Below are 18,447 nucleotides of genomic sequence, written 5' to 3'. Positions count from 1 at the left end.
ATGTCTCATTTAGCTCAATTCATTAATGGTCAATGGACAGCAGGTGAAGGCCAGGCCTTCAATTCCATTAACCCAGCGAACAACGACGTGATTTGGCAAGCAAACAGTGCCACACCTAAGCAAGTTGATGCAGCGGTAAAGGCAGCGCGAGAAGCGTTTATTCCTTGGACAGATAAAACCATAGAGCAGCGTTTAGAGGTGGTTAAAGCCTTCGTTGAGCAACTTAAAGAAAACAGCGAAGAGCTGGCACTGATCATTGCTCAAGAAACCGGAAAACCATTATGGGAAACGCGCACAGAAGCAGCCGCGATGATTGGCAAAGCAGGCATCTCAGAGCGTGCTTATCATGAGCGCACTGGCACAGTAGAAAACCCAATGCCAGTAGGTAAGGCTGTTATTCGCCACCGTGCACATGGCGTGGTTGCTGTATTTGGCCCATATAACTTCCCGGGTCACCTACCAAATGGGCATATCATCCCAGCGCTGTTAGCGGGTAACACGGTGATCTTTAAACCGTCAGAGCTGACCCCAGCAGTGGCGGAATTCACCTTAAAGTTATGGCAGCAAGCTGGGTTACCTCAAGGGGTGATTAACCTCGTTCAGGGTGAAGTTGAAACGGGTAAGGCCTTAGCTTCTCACCCAGGTATCGACGGTCTATTCTTCACCGGTTCATCGCGCACAGGCCACGTGTTACATGAGCAGTTCGCAGGTCAGCCAGGTAAAATCTTAGCGTTGGAAATGGGTGGTAATAACCCTCTCATTGTTAAGGATGTAAGCGATGAAAAAGCAGCAGTACATGATATTTTGCAATCAGCCTATATCTCTGCTGGACAGCGTTGTACGTGTGCCCGTAAGTTATTCTTGCCTGCGGGTGAGCAAGGCGATGCGATTCTTGCTCAGTTAGTTACGGCGACTAAGAACATTAAAGTGGACGTCTATGACGCACCAGAACAGCCGTTCATGGGGTCCATGATTTCTGAAGCAGCGGCAAAGGGCCTGGTTGCGGCGCAGCAACAACTGGTTGAGCTCGGTGCAGAAGTGTTAGTAGAGCTTAAACATACAGCGGGCACGGGCTTTGTGACTCCTGGAATCTTGGAATGTAGCAATGTTAGTGATTTCCCTGATGACGAGCATTTCGGACCACTTTTGAAAGTATTCCGTTACACGGAGTTTGATGACGCCATTAACAAAGCCAATGATACAGCTTATGGCTTATCTGCAGGCCTGTTAAGCGACAGTGAGCAAGACTATGAATACTTCTTGCGTCGCATTCGTGCCGGTATTGTTAACTGGAACCGTCCAATTACGGGCGCATCGAGCGCAGCACCTTTCGGTGGCATTGGTGCCTCAGGCAATCACCGTGCAAGTGCTTACTACGCAGCGGATTACTGCGCCTACCCAGTTGCTTCTGTGGAACTTGAGAAAGTAACGCTTCCTGAAAAGTTGAGCCCAGGGCTGAGCCTCGACTAATAGCGACTTTATCTGGGTCATAAAAAAGCAGCTTAGGCTGCTTTTTTTTAGTGCTAAGCAAGCATTTCAAAGTGGCTATAAAAGCATCGTAAGTCCTAGCTTTTCGGCAAAGTTTCTGCTTAAATCTAGAAAGATTTATAAGAAGTTAATGGTGTTTAATGGTTCTCGACAGACAAGGCTATGATGATCTCATCATGTACCTCACGCAAAACCTCTCGTTGTTTGAGAAGTCCGGTGAGGTCGCTCCTGATGCGCCGACGGTCATGGAGCTTATAGAAGATGTGATCGCCGAGCATGTAATGCTCATCTGTCAACAGCACACCGAGCTCGATACCGAGCAGCGCAGTCAAATCGTACGTGAAGTCGACGGCATTGTGTACGACCTTCAAGAAGTTCTCAGTAGTGTCACTAATCAACCTGTAACGAAAGAGCAGCGCGAGTTTATTGACGAGTTTGCCGGGTTGATTAAAAACTTATTTGATAACGCCGTCGCTCGCGTATCGGCCTAAGCCATCACCTTTGCGTACCAAGGGCAAGCATCGTTTAAACTTTGCATTGCCGGTAGCCTCATTTACAATCGCTGTAAACTTATTACCAATAAGAGGTTTACATGCAAGCGAAAGTAAAATGGGTAGAGGGTGATACCTTCATCGGCACATCTGACTCTGGCCACAATGTAGTATTCGATACTGGCAGTGATAGCCATGCCCCTTCACCGATGGAAATGGTTCTTATGTCAGCTGGAGCTTGCTCTTCGGTTGATGTGGTGAGCATTCTAAAGAAAGCTCGACAGCAAGTGAGTGACGTACAAGTTCAGCTCAGTGCCGAGCGCGCGCCATCAGCCCCAAAAGTGTTCACTAAGCTTAACCTGCATTTTGTTGTAAGTGGCAAAGAGGTCAGTGAGAAGCATGTTGAGCGCGCTGTTTCACTGTCTGCGGAAAAGTATTGCTCGGTAGCATTGATGCTGGAAAAATCAGTGCAAATCACGCATAGTTTTGAAGTACAAGAAATCGCTTAAAAAGTGCTTTTTCAAGGGGCCAAATTGGGCTAAAATCCGCGCTCTTTTATGGCCCTGATGTGGCTTTTAGCGACTAGGTTTTAAGGTTGGTTTATAGTGAACAAACCCTTCGATAAAATTAAACTTCATGGTTTCAATAACTTAACCAAAAGTTTAAGCTTCAGCATATACGATATCTGCTATGCCAAAACAGAGCAGCAGCGTAAAGAGTACATTGAGTACATTGACGAGCAATACAGTGCTGACCGCCTCACTGATATTTTAGGTGAAGTCGTAGACATAATCGGCGCCAATATTCTTAACGTGGCGCGTCAGGATTATGACCCACAGGGCGCGAGTGTGACTATCTTGGTTTCTGAAGAGCCAGTGCATGAACAAAGCTTTGATAGCGAGGAAACACCAGGCCCGTTACCGGACTCTGTCGTGGCGCACTTGGATAAGAGCCATATATGTGTACACACTTATCCGGAAGCTCATCCTCATGATGGAATTTGCACTTTTAGGGCCGATATTGAAGTATCGACCTGTGGCGTGATCTCGCCATTAAAAGCGCTCAACTTCTTGATCCATTCGTTAGAGTCCGATGTTGTGACCATAGACTATCGCGTCCGTGGCTTTACTCGCGACGTTAATGGCGTGAAGCATTATATCGACCATGCCATTAATTCTATCCAAAATTACATGACAGAGGATACCAAAGAGCTCTATCAGATGATGGATGTGAATGTGTACCAAGAAAACTTGTTTCACACCAAAATGATGCTTAAAGAGACAGACCTGAATACCTATCTATTCGGCGTTACCACCGATGAGTTAGAGCAACAAGAGATTGAAGAGATCCGCACGCGTCTCAACCGTGAGATTCAAGAAATCTTTTACGGTCGTAACCTGCCTGACGCGTAGCGATAACTCAGATAGGCAAATCCACCGGCGCTAAATGTTCAAGGGCCCGCTTTTTCACTAGCAGGTCCTTGATCAGGGGCGTTAAAAGTAACTCCATGGCCAAGCCCATTTTGCCACCAGGAACGACCAGCGTGTTCATGCGTGACATAAAGCTTCCTTCAATCATTTGCAGAAAATAAGGAAAGTCGACATCGTCTATGCCGCGAAAACGGATCACCACAAAACTCTCATCTAAAGATGGAATATCTTTGGCGCTAAAGGGGTTAGAGGTATCTACCGTTGGTACTCGCTGAAAATTGATATGGGTGCGGGAAAACTGCGGGGTGATGTGGTTAATGTAATCATCCATGCTGCGAATAATCGACCCCATAACCGCTTCGCGAGAATGACCGCGCTCCGATGTGTCTCGGATCAGCTTTTGGATCCACTCTAAGTTAATGATTGGCACCATGCCAATGAGTAAATCCACATGCTTGGCAACGTCGTAGTCTTCATCAGCAACCCCGCCGTGCAAGCCTTCGTAGAACATCAGATCTGTGCCTTGCTCAAGTTCTTGCCAAGGGGTGAATGTGCCTGGTAACTGATTATAGGGAACGGCTTCGTCAAAGGTGTGGAGGTAGCGACGGACCTTACCATTACCAGTCTCGCCGTAATTGGCAAACAGCGACTCTAGCGCCTCAAAGTCATTGGCCTCACGACCAAAGTAGCTAATATGGCGTCCTTGTTGCTCCGCTTCACGAATCTTCTTGTCCATTTCTGGGCGGGTATAGCGATGAAAGCTATCACCCTCAATAAACGCGGCATTTATGTCTAGTGCACGGAAAATGTGCTTGATTGCATTGGTTGTTGTGGTTGTGCCTGCGCCTGAAGAGCCAGTAATTGCCACAATAGGGTGTTTCGCCGACATAAGATTAACCGTTTGTTAATTAGAATACCCTTTATAAAGGTGCAGTGCAGTGAAATCAAGCCTAGTTACTTGCGAGACGGTGAATTCACGTTAGTATAGGGAGATTGCCAATAACAATAAAAAATTATGCGTAAATTCAAAAATCTACTGCTTGGTAGTGCCGCTCTTATCGTCACTGCCTCGGCGCCAGCTTGGGCGTTAGATAGCCAAGTATTGCTTTTGCGGGAACATTCGCAAGGTATTGATGTTTCCGCCATCAGTGATAAAGCAGGGTACAGCAATCAACCTTGGCTTACCGCCAAGGGGGTGTATTACACCCAAGCGGTGACTCAAGCACAGCAATCACAAACAGATATCTTCTTTTACGACTTCGCCACCAACAACCGAGTGAACGTTACACAAAGCAAAAACAGTAGTGAGTATTCACCAACGATGATGCTTGATGGCGATGCAATCTCTGCCGTGGTAGTCGAACCGAATGCGGCACAAAAGTTATGGCGTTTTCCGTTAGATGGCACGGCGCCGCAGCGAATTTTCGACAACGGCATGACCATAGGTTATCACGCTTGGGGGCCGCAAGGCGTGATGGTTTTTGCCTTAGGCGAGCCACATAGTATTCATTATCTGCCTCTTAAAGACCCCAAAAAGGGCAAACACATCGTTGATAACCCCGGTCGCACACTGAGCTATAACTCGGCACTGCGGGTTTACACTTACACCTTTGAGGAACAAGGGCAGAGTTGGTTCGCCACCTATGCAGTTGATGATGATGTATCGAGCAAAGCCTTTCGCCTACCACAAGGTGTCCAAGATTACACCTGGTTTGACGCGCAAACGGTGATTTATGCAAATCAAAATCGATTATATAAGAAACAGTTGGGTAATGCTCAGCCAGCGCAGCTATGGCACGACTTAAGTGCTCATTGCCAAGGTACCATTACACGCGTGAGCTACCTAGCTACAGAGAAGACCTTGGCATGGGTATGTAATGCCAAAGCTAAAGAGAGTTAATGGCGATTGCAAAAGCGTTGCCAGTGGGTGTGGGCATTTACAACGCGCACCCCTCGAACTATCTTTTGCAATAAGCGCATATCGGCGAATTCTCGTTGTGGGTATTCCTTGAGGCCGAGCAGATAACAAAACCCAGCTTTACTGCCTAACTGCATGGCACTAATACGAACCTGCTGCTCGAAGTTTAGACGTAAACTACTCAAAGCGGTTTTATGGCCGTGCTGATCCACGGTGGGCAAAGCACATTTCTGTAGGTAGCCAGCGCGCTCTCCCTCGCCGGAAAACCAAATCCGTGCCTTTTCACTGTAACGACCAGATTTTGCAGGTAAATCAAACAGTAAGCGCTGATGTCCATGATCTGTCAACCATTGCACATATTCATGTAAACCACAGGAGAATAAGTGTGGATGGATGGGGATTTTACGCGCTTTGATTTTGCCATGAGTATGCACATGCAAATAAGCGGTGCCAGTGCCTAAATGCACATCTTCCAAAGTGAGGCTGCCAAGTTCATCACTAAAGCCGCCGGTATAATAGGCCAGTAGAGGCAGCCAGAAATGCCAATGCTTGGCTTGCTCACGTGGTTGCTTTTCGTCGCCATACACATACCCTGAAAACAGGGTGTGTAATTCCATAGCAGAAAATGGCCGCCGTCCTAGATGGGTTTTCACAGCTTAGTCGGTCAGTGCATTCACTAATGATTGGGCACTTAACTCACTGCAAGCACCTTCAGCCCAATTAACACCTACCCACACGCCATCATCATGCAAAGCGGGAGCTAATTCATCAAGATACTCACTAAGCGATATATCAATGGCTGTGTAGTCTTGCCACTCATTTATGCATTGTTGCTGCGCTAGCGCTTCGCTGTGCCACAGTAGCAGCACATCTTTGTTATCATCGTATGCCGAGGTCACACTGGCTACACCGCCATCTGGGGCGCTCAATAGCCATAATGTTTGCTGTTCACGGACCTGCTCACAAAAGCTATCAAGTTGTGATTCTATTTTTATATCGTTGCTATTGTTCATTATTCGGCCTTTCTTGGATCGGTTTGTTGGGCCAGTTGTTCACGGCTGTACTGTTGCCAAAACGCATGTAATTGCGAATAAACGCTGAAATCGGTGAGTTGACGAAACGCCAACCAATCTAACAGGCAAAATAGGCTGGTTAGTACATAAGCATGCTTTATTTTACCACTGCTAAGTAATTCTTCTAACACCCCTAAACATTGGCTAATGCGCTGGTGTTGGAGGTTAAAAAATAACATATCTTGTGTGGTGTCAAACCCTGAACGCTGGCATAACAGTAGCTCAACACCGGAATCATTAGCCGCGTTGATAGTTGTTAGTTGGTTACGCTCATCCCAATGTAATGGTTTGAGCTGATGGGCTTGGCTTAAGTATTCAAAAATTACGGTGGAGTCATATATACTCTGCTGCCCGTCGACCAGTACTGGAATTTTCGCCACTGGCGTGTGTTGTAATAGCAGTTTTCGCCCTGTGGGGGAGAAAATATCTATATGTTGGTAAGGAACATCAAGTGTGTGCTGGGCGCACCAAATACGCAGGCGGCGTACGTAGGGGGAGGTATCAGAGCCATACAATTGCATTGTAAAACCTGCCTTGTGAGCAACAATCTCAATAACTGAGCTCCAAAATAGCAGGCTTTACAAGCAATGCAATAGAAATTTGGTGAGCTTAATCGCTGCGGCTAGTCACTTCGAGTAAATGATAACCAAATTGCGTTTGTACTGGACCTTGTACTTGGTTTAATGGGGCTGAAAACACCACTTTATCAAACTCTGGTACCATCATCCCTGGGCCAAACTCTCCAAGCGCTCCGCCGTCTTGTGAGCTCGGACACATGGAGTGTTGTTTTGCCAGTTCTGCGAAATCTTCTCCCTGTTCAATCTTATCTTTTAAATCTAGGCACAGGGCCTCGTTATCCACCAATATATGACGCGCACTTGCCAAAGCCATAAGTTACTCCATTTGTTAATATCATGATTCTGTTAGGCCCTTCGCCGTGGGTGAGCCGGACCTTTTTTACTGCCATTAAGTTTAGACAAACATAATGATTTGTCATTATAGCGCTTGCTCAACAGCTTGGGTAAGCGTTTCTGACATTGGTTTTGTGCGGCTGTTAAAGCGTTGCACCTGTTGTCTATCCTTTGACACTAAGTACTTGTAAAAATTCCAATTTGGAGAGCTGGTTTGCTCGTTCAAAAATTGAAATACCGGATGAGCATCGTCGCCCCTCACCGGCGTCGGCGCGAGCATAGTGAAGGTCACACCATAATTGATGTAGCACACTTCAGCAGTGTCTTTTTCGTCATCTTCCTCTTGGAAAAAATCGTCAGATGGAAACCCTAACACCACCAAGCCTTGATCTTTGTACTTTTGATGCAGCTGCTCAAGCTCTTTGAACTGCGGTGTAAAACCACAGTTGCTGGCCGTATTAACAATAAGCAAAGGCTTATCTTTAAATTGGCAAAGATTAATGCTTTGCTCTGAGCGTAGCTTACGCACTTCAACATCGGTGAAATCGCCACATTCGCTGGCTTCGACTGTAGAGCTAAGCAGTAATAACGCAGCGCTTAGGGTGCTGAGAGTGAATCGGATCATGACCGTCGCCTTTTCATTGTTTGTCTCGCAGAGTACGATACTATCAATGTAAATGATCATTTTTAGCAACCATTATTTATGTTTGAAACCGCTGAATTAAGTGATTTGCCTCGTATCGTAGATATTTACAACCAGACTATCGCCAGTCGCATGGTGACCGCAGACACTGAGCCGGTCACTGTTGAAGAGCGTCGCTCGTGGTTTCTAGGTCATACGCCTGAGCGGCCCATTTTCGTTTACAAACAAGATGAGCGAGTTGTGGGTTGGTTGAGTTTCAAATCTTTTTATGGCCGTCCCGCTTACGACGGCACCGTAGAGGTTGCCATTTATTTATGTGAATCGGTAAGAGGACAAGGATTGGGACGAAAAGCGCTTAACTTCGTCGAAGCTCATGCCCATACACTGGCAATTGAGAATCTCTTAGCTTTTATATTTAGTCATAATAAACCCAGTATCGGGCTTTTTACTTCGGCGGGATTTTCGGTGTGGGGGCAACTGCCAGATGTAGCGAGAATGGATGGTCAATTATACAGCTTGACCATCCTTGGCAAGTCGCTAGTCGCGTAGTTTTGCAAACGCTGTGCCCATGCGCGTGGTGGCCTCGGGAACTTGATCGTCAAGAAAGTCAGCCTGATTAGCTCCCCACGCTAGAATGACTGTGGAGCCAAGCTTGAAGCGGCCCATTTCCTCACCTTTTTTCAGCTTCACTGCGCGGTTTCCTTCGCTTGGGTAATCCCAGCTGAATACATCTTTACCTGCTGGTGGCGTGACTGTCCCAGCCCACACAGTTTCGATGCTGGCAACAATGGTAGCGCCTACCAGTACCATCGCTAGCGGGCCAATGTCTGTATCAAATATTGCCACCACGCGCTCGTTGCGGGCAAATAAGTTGGGTACGTTTTGCGCCGTTAATGGATTTACAGAGAATAAATCGCCAGGTACATAGATCATCCGTTTTAAGGTGCCGTCTACTGGCATGTGAATACGGTGGTAATCTTTCGGTGCAAGGTAAATGGTGGCGAACTTACCGCCTAAGAAGGGCTCTGCATCGGCTTGGTTGCCTCCAAGTAAAGTCTGCACACTATAATGATGGCCTTTGGCTTGCAGTAATTGACCCTCATTAATATCACCAAGTTGGCTAATGGCCCCATCAACTGGGTGAGCGATAATATTGTCGTCTTCGCAAAGCGGGCGGATACCGGCTTTGAGTGGGCGAGTGAAAAACTCGTTAAAGCTTTGGTAGTGACTTGGGTCCTCATGCTGCGCTTCGCTCATATCAATTTTATATTGCTTGATAAAAAGCTTAATGAGTGAGGTGGTAAGCTTGCCCGCCTTTGCTGCGGCTAATTTTCCAACTAAGCGTGATACGCCGTGTTTTGGTAGCGCATATTGAAAAGCGATTTTTACTTTGTCTAAATTCACTGTGTAGATTCCACTGTAATTTGTTAAATGGTAACGAAACCAAAGAGTAAAGGCCAGTTACCGGCCTTTGGGTGCTACACTCGTGGATTGCGAGCGCCAGCACGGCCATCGGCCATTGATTCTATTATGCGGTGATAGTTCTCAAAGCGAAAATCGGCAATTTCGCCTTGTTCTACAGCCTCTCGCAGTAGACAGCCCGGATCATCTAGATGTTTACAATCACGGAACTTACAGCCGCCCAAATATTGACGAAACTCTTTAAAGCACCAAGCGACGCGCTCGGGCTCTAAATGCCATAGGCCAAATTCGCGGATCCCTGGGGAGTCGATTAAGTTGCCGCCACTGGGGAGATGATGTAAACGAGACACGGTTGTGGTGTGTTGACCTAAGCCGCTATTGCTCGATACGGTCTTGGTAAGGATATCGGCATCAGGCAACAAGGCATTGACTAAGCTTGATTTGCCAACCCCACTTTGGCCAACAAAGATGCTGTTGTTATCCGCCAACATTGCCTTTAGTGTATCCATGCCTTCACCGCTTTCGCTACTGACCATCATCACCTGATAGCCTAAATGAGCGTACTCAGCGAGGTAATCGGCAAATAGCTCACGGTCCTCATCGTCGAGTAGGTCCACTTTATTCAAAAGCAGCACGGGAGGAATACCCATGTCTTCACACGCGACGATATAACGGTCGATTATTTGTGTGCTAAATTCCGGCACCACCGCAGAGATCATTAGAATTTGATCGACATTGGCAGCCACTACTTTGACACCATCGTAAAAATCAGGGCGGGTTAGTTGCGAATGTCGCTCTTCTACTAACTCAACCACTCCGGCGATATCGCCTTCACTGACTTTTGCGCGGCGGAACATCACTTTGTCACCACAGACCAAGCTGGATATCGTGCGGCGAATATTACAGCGTAATACTTCGGCATCCGCTGTTTCCACATCGGCATGCTGACCGAAGCGGCTGACAACGAGAGCCGGTTCAGCCGCGCCTAAATTCTGGCTATCAAGCTCCAGCTCTGCCGCCTTGCTGGCATCGGACTTTACCCGCTGTAAGCGTTTCTGGTGATTAGCGCGTATACGTCGCGCTTGCCCTTTCGACAATTTCTGTTTTTTGGCCACGGAATCTCTTTCGTTCATGCCCATCTTGGCACTGTCCTATTTGGAGTAAATAAGGACGGTGTAAAAAAGGCTTTAGGTCTGCGTATGAAGCTAATATGATATAACTAATCGCAGCAAACCGAAAGAGAAGCAGGGCGCACGACTATGGCTGTAAGCAAAACAAACCTGGTCTGGTTAGACTTGGAAATGACCGGCTTGAATCCCGGTCACGACCGCATTATGGAAATTGCCACCATTGTTACCGACAGCGAGTTAAACATCCTCGCCCAGGGCCCAGTGATTGCTATTCACCAAAGCGACGAATTACTCAACAATATGGACGCGTGGTGTACTAACCAACATGGTAAATCGGGATTGACTAAACGCTGCCAACAAAGCGAGGTTAGCGAGCATCAAGCCATGGCTGAAACATTGGCGTTTTTAGAGCAGTGGGTCCCTGCAGGCGCATCGCCTTTATGTGGGAACTCCATTGGTCAAGACCGTCGCTTTCTAGTGCGTTACATGCCTGAGCTCGATAATTTCTTCCATTACCGCAACATCGATGTCAGTACCATTAAAGAGTTGGCTCGACGTTGGCAGCCTGAGGTATTAGATAAAGTTGAGAAAAAGGGCTCGCACTTAGCATTGGACGATATCAAAGACTCAATTATGGAATTGCAGGTTTATCGTACAGAAGTGTTCAAAATTTAAAAAAACCGCAAAAAAGGGCTTGCAAAGACAAGGTATTCTTGTAAAATCCTGCCCCGCTTAAGACGAACACCCCGCATTAGTCGGTGTGCTTAAATTAAGCGCTATGTAGCAGTCTCGCTGTTACACATGAAGCGGCACTAGCTCAGCTGGTAGAGCGCAACCTTGCCAAGGTTGAGGTCACGAGTTCGAACCTCGTGTGCCGCTCCAAACTTTTACTGTTGTTGCTAACAGTTTGCAGCCCAAGCTCAGCTGCACAATCCAGAGCAAACAATGAAGCGGCACTAGCTCAGCTGGTAGAGCGCAACCTTGCCAAGGTTGAGGTCACGAGTTCGAACCTCGTGTGCCGCTCCAAACTTTTACTGTTGTTACTAACAGTTTGCAGCCCAAGCTCAGCTGCGCAACCCCGAGCAAACAATGAAGCGGCACTAGCTCAGCTGGTAGAGCGCAACCTTGCCAAGGTTGAGGTCACGAGTTCGAACCTCGTGTGCCGCTCCAACTCACTAAACACACTCAAAACTCAGTTTTATTCCCACATGTATCGCGTATAAAGCATGCAGCCAAGCTGGTATTGTTGATGTATTAAAGATCTCCCCCGCAGTGGCTATGACTGCATGTATTTTGGTGCTCTTTTGTGCTGATCCTCGTGATGGCGGTTTCCTATTCTGGCTGGCTCGACTAAGCTTTATTTCAGGTTCGTTCAAAAGGTAAAGAAGTAATGCGAAATCAGTCTCTTGCTAAAAAACTCTTACTTGCTAGCTGTGGTGCCTTATTGGTCACTGTGTTGCTGCTTATTGGTATTTTATGGTGGCAATTGGAGCAAAGTAATAGCGCCGTTTCCAGTGAATCCAGGGTGCTTGTGCGCCAAGAGGTTGAGGATAAGCTGTTGGCTAAGGCCGGCTTAGATGGTGAGAAAATCCTTGGTTTTATCAATGAAGCCTATCGAATTCCTTATACCTTAGCTGGGATTCTTGGTCGTACAAAAAACCAACCACTGGACAGGGATGAAGTGGAGCGAATAGACCGGGCGATATTGGCGCAAAATGAGCTGGTATCTTCCGTTTATACTCAGTTTGAAGATAATGCCTATGACGGTTTAGACAACCAGTTTATCAGCGGCCACCAACATTCTGTACCTGGTCATGGCTCCTTGGAAATCTATATGACTCGAAGCCAAAGTGGTTCAATTGAGCAGCAAGTTGTGGAAGATGCGAGAGAAAAACACGTCGCTACTATCAATGATATGGGGTTGCGCGAAGCCGAGTGGTATCTGTGTGCGAAAGATACACTCAAACCTTGTTTAATGGAGCCCTATCTTTATGAGATTTCGCCAGGGTATTCCGAGATGATGACCTCGCTGACCGCTCCCATCGTTCATCAAGGGCGTTTTTTAGGCGTAGCCGGGGTCGATTTAAACCTACCTATTTTTCAGAAAATCACTGAGCAGCTCTCGGCGAACCTCTATCAAGGCCAAAGCAAAGTCTCTTTAATAAGCTCAATGGGATTGGTGGTGGGCAGTAGCCATTACACCGAGCAGTTAGGAAAACCATTTGCTGAGGTGGTGGATAAACCACTTATGGCGGCAATAAAGAGCAGTACAGCAAGCGTTGAGCTGGTGGGTGACGCATTCGTTGTTAATTACCCACTGGATGTAAAACTAGCCGACTCTACTTGGCGTTTGGTTGTTGAAGTACCTGAGTCACTGGCCATGGCGGGCGCTCAGGAGTTACAGCAAAACTTGGAAGATAACGCTGATGCGCTGAAGTCAGTACTTATTATCGTTGCCATTGCGGTACTTGCAGGCGCTGCGACTATGATGTACTGGCTTACCCGAACCATTGTAGGCCCTATTGATACCATTCGTATGCGTATGGAAAACTTGGCCAGCGCTGAGGGAGATTTAACACAGTCGCTGAATGTTGATACGCACGCCGAACTTATCGCTTTGGGGAGCGGTTTTAATGCCTTTATCGACAAATTACGTATTCTTATCTCTCAGCTTAAGCAACTCTCATCACAAACCATGGAGCAAGCCGACAGTGCCTCGCAAGTGGCCACACAAACCCAAGAAAATGTAGAGAAACAGTTTGCTGAAATTGAGAGTGTAGTGGCGGCAATGAACGAAATGAGCTCCACGGCGTTGGAAGTGGCCCGCGCCTCAGAGCAATCAGCACAGCAAACGGAAGAAATTAATAAATTAGTGCAAGCCAGTGAGCACAGTTTGTCGCAAGCTGTTGACCAAGTACAAACCATGTCTACGGAGATCAATGATGCCAATGTGGCGGTGGGTAAGGTCGCTTCACGCAGTAATGACATTAATCAGATACTCGATGTGATCCGCACCATTGCCGAGCAAACGAATCTGCTTGCACTGAATGCTGCTATCGAAGCGGCTCGAGCAGGTGAACAAGGACGAGGCTTTGCTGTGGTGGCTGACGAAGTTCGTGCACTAGCGTCGAAAACACGTGCTTCCACAGACGACATCAGTGAGCTTATTACCCGCTTGCAACAAGAAGTGGGCAGTGCATCAACCATCATAGAGCAGGGTGTGTCACGCGCCGATACCGCTGTATCGCAAACGTCATCCGCGTTTGATGCGCTTCATGAAGTGGTAGAAAAAGTGAATGAAATTACCAATCAAGTGACTCACATAGCCACAGCTGCTGAGGAGCAAAGCTCGGTCACTGAAGAAATCAATCGCAATTTAACGCTCATTTCCGATGCTGCCTCGCACTTGGCCGACTTGGCCCAGCAAACAGGGTCTGGGTCGAAAGAGCTCATTGCCTTGGTTGAAGAGCAAGATGCGCAACTGAGTCGTTTGAAGACTTAAGCGCTTCTTCTTTAGGTTCAATGGCTTAAGTTGAATATAAAGTTGCCAACTAGGCAAAAGTACGTCTACGTTTAAAACTAGGGTAGAGGGCTTGGTGAAAGCATGGTGAAGCGACGGATATTGATCATAGATGCAACAACAGTGCTTGCTATGCGTATTAAAGTACTGCTAGAGCTGCTCGATTGTGAGGTCGAGCTGCTGCACTTTGCTAATTTAGAGGCCATGGAGCCCAATGATTATGATATGTATATCCTTGCCCATGGCATTCCCATGGCGCTCGCTTGTGACCTCAAGCAAGCCCTCAGCACCTGTAATGTCGCGTTATTGGCGCCCAAGGCTGAACAAGGGGAAGTATTTGCAAGCTTCGCCGAGCTCAATAAGCTGTTTATTGAAGCTCAGGTTATTTATCCTTTTTATGAAAACAAAGAAATCAGTGCGCTATTAGAAAGCATTTTAGAGATTGACGGACCGCAGTCGATAGCCTTGCCGCAAGTGCTTCATGTGAGTCCACACGATAGCCAGGCACATATCCAACAGTGGCTGACAGGCGCGCACATTAGCGTACTCGGTGCTCACTCTCTTACTCAGGCGTTGGAAATTGCCAACGGAACACATATTGATATTTTGCTCTGTCATTACCAAGTGCAAGGGGATAGTGGCAGTGATGTGTATTTACAGGTTAAAAGGATACAATCACATTGCCGTTGTATCTTGCTTATAAACCAAGGAGATAAAGCAAATTTACTGGAAGTGATCCGCAGTGGTGTGGATGATGTTATTGAGCTGCCAGCGGATCAAAGTATTGTCCTTAAATCGGTGCATAAAGCATGGCAGACAGAGCTCCTCAAACGTAACAATGCGCAGCTACTTGAGCGGTTACAAGACACCGTCGATGCACTCATTGAAAAAGACAGTTTGTTACGCGTAGTATTCAAAAACACCCCTGACGCAGTGATTTTGTTTGCCCGTAATGGCAGCCTGATTGACGCCAATGACGCTGCGGCGAGGTTACTGAACCTAAATCAAACTGAGCTCGCAAAGCACACCCTGTTTCAATTTTTGAGCCCAAGCTCAGAGCAAACCTTACTGCAAACTATGCGTTCGAAATCTAGCTTAAACCAGCATAGCTGTGAGCTTGAAGTGCAAACCTCGAAGCGCGGACTGATCCCTATGGTCGGCTCCTTCAGTGAAATTGACTATCACGGTGCGATTGCCTACGCCGTCATCTTTAAAAATGTGACTAATCTAAAAGAACGTCAAGTGTTACTTGAAGAAGCGCGAGATGAGCTCGAAATCCGCGTCAAGGAGCGCACTCGGGAGCTGGAGTTAGCTAAGGACCAGGCGGAAGCCGCAAGCCGCAGTAAATCAGAGTTCCTGGCCAATATGTCCCACGAACTGCGCACCCCGATGCATTCTATACTCAGCTTTTCGCGATTCGGGCTCGACAAGTTGGGCAATGGCGAAACACCTATTGATAAGTTAAGCAAGTATCTCAACCGTATTCATACTAGCGGCGAGCGCTTACTGTCATTACTTAATAACTTACTTGATTTGTCGAAATTAGACGTTGGCAAATTTCCTTTTTGCCCGAGCCGAGCTGACGTTTGTAAGTTGATTGAATCGAGCATTACCGATGTGTCTGGCACGGCGATGGAAAAACACATCAATATAAAACTCCATGATAACGGTGTGAATAGTCACATTGACTGCGATGGTGCGCAAATAACTCAAGTAATAACTAATCTATTAGGAAATGCGCTTAAATTTAGCACCGAAGGAAGTGAAATAGACATTTACTTACATGAGGATGGTGACAACTTGGGAATTCAAGTGGTTGATCATGGTGTAGGTATCCCAGAAAACGAGCTAGAACATGTCTTTGATAAATTCTCCCAAAGTAGCCAAACCAATCGAGGGGCCGGGGGAACAGGTTTAGGATTGGCGATATGCCGAGAGTTTGTGGCGCTGCATCATGGCCGCATTCATGCTAAGCAAAATCCTAAAGGAGGCACTATTATAGAAATAAGCTTGCCAAAAGTTCAGCAAGCACAAGAAACTCAGGCGCCGCCGCATAAGCAGGTAGAATAACAAGCTTGAATAAGGGAAGGTCAATACGATGACAGTGCAACGGGTATTAGCAGTAGATGATGAAGAATATAATCTAGAAATCATTGAAGAAATTCTCGATGATCAGGGGTTTGAGCTGAAAATGGTCGACAGTGGGCCAGCTTGCCTCGCGGTGGTGGGGGAGTTTAAGCCGGATATTATTTTGCTTGATGTCAGCATGCCAGATATGAACGGCTATGATGTCTGTCGCCAACTTAAAGCGAACCCAGAAACCGAAGATATTGTGGTCATGTTTGTATCTGCGCGGGGCACGGTAGAAGAGCGCATGGAGGGTTACGCTGTAGGCGCAGAAGACTACATTGTTAAACCTTTCAGTCACGATGAACTCAAATCAAAGTTGATGAAGCTCAAAGGGTATCTTGACGAGCAAGAAGACTTACAAAAGCAAGTTGACGATGCCACGTCCACCGCTTTTAACGCTATGGCTAATAGCAGCGAAATGGGCGAAATCGTCAATTTTGTTGAGCGTATTGGGCAAATTTGGGAGCCCCAAGAGTTAGGCAAAGAACTGCTCAGCTGTTTAAACCGTTTTGGCTTACAAAGTAATGCTGAGTTGCGATTGGATGACGGCGTACAGCACTTCTCATTAAGTGGAGGGTGCTCCCCCATTGTCGTTGAGCTTTTCGATATGCTAAAAACCCGGGGGCGTTTACACGAGTTCTCGCAGCGATTGTTGGTTAACTACGAGAAAGTGAGCTTACTGATCCTGAATATGCCAGAGAAAGAACCCGAAAAGCATGGCCGTATTCGCGATCATGTATGTTTTTTAGTCAGTGTGACCGAGCAGCAACTCACCGCCATTATGACCAAACAAGCGCTGCAAAAGCGCCAAGCGCAGTTGGGGGAGGCGGTATCGCGTATTGAAGCACAATTCCGTGAGCTCATCGGTGCGGTGAATCAAACGCGCAGCGATAATGAAAAAGTATTTCGCGCGTTACAAGAGGAGCTTGAGGAGCGTATTCCCACTATGGGCTTAGACGATGATCAAGAAGCTTTTATCTACCAAAAGGTAGACGACACTATCCAACGCTCGGTGGCCCGAGAGGAGTCGGTGGAGAACTTGCAGGCAGCATTTTCTCGCATTGAGCAAGATCTCGCTAAATTGCTCAACTAACGTGGTAAAAATAGAGCGCTCTGAGATTACTCTGCGTCTCTGGGAAGCCCTTTTTGTACGGCGCGGATCAATCGCTGAGTTTTCTTTGTATGTGCCGTGACTGTCACGCTCAGTGCCTCACGCTTTTGTTGTTGCTGCGCGAGTGCCCAATGAATATGCTCTGCAACCAAGTCACTAGCTCCTTTCAACCTAGCCATTAACGCCTCTACAATAGCGCTATCGTAGGGCGCGTTACCCAAGGCAATGGCAATATTACGAAGCCAGCGTTGGTGGCCAATACGGCGGATGGGGCTGCCTTCGGTATTAGTTAAAAACGTCTCTTCATCCCAGCTAAATAGCGTCAATAGTGGCTGATCTTTAAGCTGGGCGCGGGCATGGAAGTCAGACTCTGCGGTGATCTCGCCATAACGGTTCCACGGGCAAATTAACTGGCAGTCGTCACAGCCATAAATACGATTGCCCATCGCTGTTCGGTATTGCTCAGGAATAGCGCCTTTAAGCTCAATGGTTAAATAGGAAATACATTTTCGCGCATCAATCACATAGGGTTCAACGATAGCCCCTGTGGGGCACATGGTCATGCACGCGACGCAACTGCCGCACTCTCCTTGGGTGGCTTGTCGGATGTCAGGGTCATCAACTGGCAGCGGAATATCCACAAACAGCTCCCCGAGGAAAAACCATGACCCTGCTTGTTTGTCTATCAATAAGCTATGCTTTCCGGTAAAGCCTAAGCCAGCCTTAGCCGCAAGCTGGCGCTCAAGCACCGGCGCGGAGTCAACAAAAGGACGAAACCCCAAACCTTCAGCAACTTGCGCAATACGCTGGCCGAGCTTTTTTATACGGTTACGCATCAGCTTGTGATAATCGCGGCCCAGAGCATAACGGCTGATATAGGCCAACTGAGGGTTCTTCAGGGTGCGGGCAAAGCCCGCGTCTGGGGGTAAATAGTGCATCTTTAACGCGATGACGCGCTGAGTACCCGGTACCAGTTCGTCTGGCCGGGAGCGCTTGGTGCCATGCTCGGCCATAAAGTTCATTTCGCCATGATAGCCAAGCTCAAGCCAACGTTGTAATTGTGCTTCATGAGCACTGAGATCTATGTCACAAATAGCCGCATCGGCAAAACCAAGCTCGCTCGCCCATTGCTTAATTTGCTGTGCTAGTTCAGGATAATTAATGGTGTTATTCGGCAAAA

At 47.3% G+C, this 18,447-nt stretch carries 19 protein-coding genes and 3 tRNA genes; 13 read left to right on the top strand and 9 right to left on the bottom strand.

The annotated features are described in order from the left end of the window. The 4 genes from astD to speD all read left to right on the top strand — a co-directional run bounded on the left by astD (position 1) and on the right by speD (position 3,391). Entirely contained in the window at positions 1-1,470 is a 1,470-nt protein-coding gene (gene astD / locus FIU82_RS13250) for a succinylglutamate-semialdehyde dehydrogenase (protein ID WP_152441261.1), read from the top strand. 158 nt (positions 1,471-1,628) lie between these two features. Beyond that, entirely contained in the window at positions 1,629-1,979 is a 351-nt protein-coding gene (locus FIU82_RS13245; protein ID WP_022945591.1) for a DUF3802 family protein, read from the top strand. A 101-nt stretch (positions 1,980-2,080) separates the two neighbouring features. Next, entirely contained in the window at positions 2,081-2,488 is a 408-nt protein-coding gene (locus FIU82_RS13240) for an OsmC family protein (protein ID WP_022945592.1), read from the top strand. Between the two features lie 96 nt (positions 2,489-2,584). After that, positions 2,585-3,391, top strand: a complete 807-nt coding sequence (gene speD / locus FIU82_RS13235; protein ID WP_130147193.1) for an adenosylmethionine decarboxylase — start codon at positions 2,585-2,587, stop codon at positions 3,389-3,391. Positions 3,392-3,398: 7 nt separating this feature from the next. Here speD and FIU82_RS13230 read toward each other — a convergent pair whose 3' ends face one another. Continuing rightward, positions 3,399-4,298 carry a phosphoribulokinase gene (locus tag FIU82_RS13230; protein ID WP_022945594.1) on the bottom strand — a complete coding sequence of 300 codons (900 nt, stop codon included), beginning with the start codon at positions 4,296-4,298 and terminating at the stop codon, positions 3,399-3,401. A gap of 126 nt (positions 4,299-4,424) precedes the next feature. On the opposite strand from FIU82_RS13230, the gene FIU82_RS13225 reads away from it, so the two are divergent. After that, positions 4,425-5,309, top strand: a complete 885-nt coding sequence (locus tag FIU82_RS13225) for a hypothetical protein (RefSeq protein WP_045979173.1) — start codon at positions 4,425-4,427, stop codon at positions 5,307-5,309. On the opposite strand, the gene FIU82_RS13220 is transcribed toward FIU82_RS13225, so the two are convergent. The 5 genes from FIU82_RS13220 to FIU82_RS13200 all read right to left on the bottom strand — a co-directional run bounded on the left by FIU82_RS13220 (position 5,306) and on the right by FIU82_RS13200 (position 7,936). Beyond that, entirely contained in the window at positions 5,306-5,980 is a 675-nt protein-coding gene (locus FIU82_RS13220) for a hypothetical protein (protein WP_026111199.1), read from the bottom strand. The genes FIU82_RS13225 and FIU82_RS13220 overlap by 4 nt on opposite strands. A 3-nt stretch (positions 5,981-5,983) precedes the next feature. Next, positions 5,984-6,340 (bottom strand): DUF2750 domain-containing protein, encoded by a 357-nt coding sequence (locus FIU82_RS13215; RefSeq protein ID WP_152441260.1) that lies wholly within the window; start codon positions 6,338-6,340, stop codon positions 5,984-5,986. Continuing rightward, positions 6,340-6,921, bottom strand: a complete 582-nt coding sequence (locus tag FIU82_RS13210; protein ID WP_152441259.1) for a glutathione S-transferase family protein — start codon at positions 6,919-6,921, stop codon at positions 6,340-6,342. The genes FIU82_RS13215 and FIU82_RS13210 overlap by 1 nt, the downstream gene beginning before the upstream one ends. An 88-nt stretch (positions 6,922-7,009) precedes the next feature. Next, the gene (locus FIU82_RS13205) at positions 7,010-7,291 is read right to left on the bottom strand and encodes a peptidylprolyl isomerase (protein ID WP_022945599.1); all 282 of its coding nucleotides are present in this window, start codon (positions 7,289-7,291) and stop codon (positions 7,010-7,012) included. A 105-nt stretch (positions 7,292-7,396) separates the two neighbouring features. Continuing rightward, the gene (locus tag FIU82_RS13200; RefSeq protein WP_130147203.1) at positions 7,397-7,936 is read right to left on the bottom strand and encodes a glutathione peroxidase; all 540 of its coding nucleotides are present in this window, start codon (positions 7,934-7,936) and stop codon (positions 7,397-7,399) included. A 78-nt stretch (positions 7,937-8,014) separates the two neighbouring features. Here FIU82_RS13200 and FIU82_RS13195 point away from each other — a divergent pair, with 78 nt between their 5' ends. Continuing rightward, entirely contained in the window at positions 8,015-8,503 is a 489-nt protein-coding gene (locus FIU82_RS13195) for a GNAT family N-acetyltransferase (RefSeq protein ID WP_138508054.1), read from the top strand. Here the strand turns inward: FIU82_RS13195 and asd are convergent. Further along, entirely contained in the window at positions 8,492-9,358 is an 867-nt protein-coding gene (asd, locus tag FIU82_RS13190) for an archaetidylserine decarboxylase (RefSeq protein ID WP_045979179.1), read from the bottom strand. The genes FIU82_RS13195 and asd overlap by 12 nt on opposite strands. 74 nt (positions 9,359-9,432) lie before the next feature. Next, positions 9,433-10,491 (bottom strand): small ribosomal subunit biogenesis GTPase RsgA, encoded by a 1,059-nt coding sequence (gene rsgA, locus FIU82_RS13185; RefSeq protein WP_152441258.1) that lies wholly within the window; start codon positions 10,489-10,491, stop codon positions 9,433-9,435. Positions 10,492-10,635: 144 nt separating this feature from the next. On the opposite strand from rsgA, the gene orn reads away from it, so the two are divergent. From orn to FIU82_RS13150, 7 genes are all read left to right on the top strand, one after another. Continuing rightward, complete coding sequence (gene orn / locus FIU82_RS13180) at positions 10,636-11,181, top strand: oligoribonuclease (RefSeq protein WP_152441257.1); 546 nt, start codon at positions 10,636-10,638, stop codon at positions 11,179-11,181. Between the two features lie 131 nt (positions 11,182-11,312). Beyond that, positions 11,313-11,388 (top strand) — tRNA-Gly (locus FIU82_RS13175). Positions 11,389-11,456: 68 nt separating this feature from the next. Then, positions 11,457-11,532, top strand: a tRNA-Gly gene (locus FIU82_RS13170). Between the two features lie 68 nt (positions 11,533-11,600). Next, a tRNA-Gly gene (locus tag FIU82_RS13165) sits at positions 11,601-11,676 on the top strand. A gap of 220 nt (positions 11,677-11,896) precedes the next feature. Next, on the top strand, positions 11,897-14,008 hold the full coding sequence (locus FIU82_RS13160; protein WP_152441256.1) for a methyl-accepting chemotaxis protein: 2,112 nt from the start codon (positions 11,897-11,899) through the stop codon (positions 14,006-14,008). A 102-nt stretch (positions 14,009-14,110) separates the two neighbouring features. Beyond that, on the top strand, positions 14,111-16,096 hold the full coding sequence (locus tag FIU82_RS13155) for an ATP-binding protein (RefSeq protein WP_253946323.1): 1,986 nt from the start codon (positions 14,111-14,113) through the stop codon (positions 16,094-16,096). A gap of 28 nt (positions 16,097-16,124) precedes the next feature. Continuing rightward, positions 16,125-17,249, top strand: a complete 1,125-nt coding sequence (locus FIU82_RS13150; protein ID WP_152441255.1) for a PleD family two-component system response regulator — start codon at positions 16,125-16,127, stop codon at positions 17,247-17,249. Between the two features lie 26 nt (positions 17,250-17,275). Here the strand turns inward: FIU82_RS13150 and queG are convergent, their stop codons facing one another. Next, a complete protein-coding gene (queG, locus tag FIU82_RS13145; protein WP_022945608.1) occupies positions 17,276-18,445 on the bottom strand; it encodes a tRNA epoxyqueuosine(34) reductase QueG in 1,170 nt (389 codons plus the stop codon). Between the last annotated feature and the right edge of the window lie 2 nt (positions 18,446-18,447).

This window comes from Pseudoalteromonas sp. THAF3, assembly GCF_009363775.1.
In the GTDB taxonomy this organism is placed as follows: domain Bacteria; phylum Pseudomonadota; class Gammaproteobacteria; order Enterobacterales; family Alteromonadaceae; genus Pseudoalteromonas; species Pseudoalteromonas ruthenica.
The sequence above is the reverse complement of the archived record's forward strand: the minus strand, read 5'-3'. Positions and strand labels throughout refer to the sequence as shown.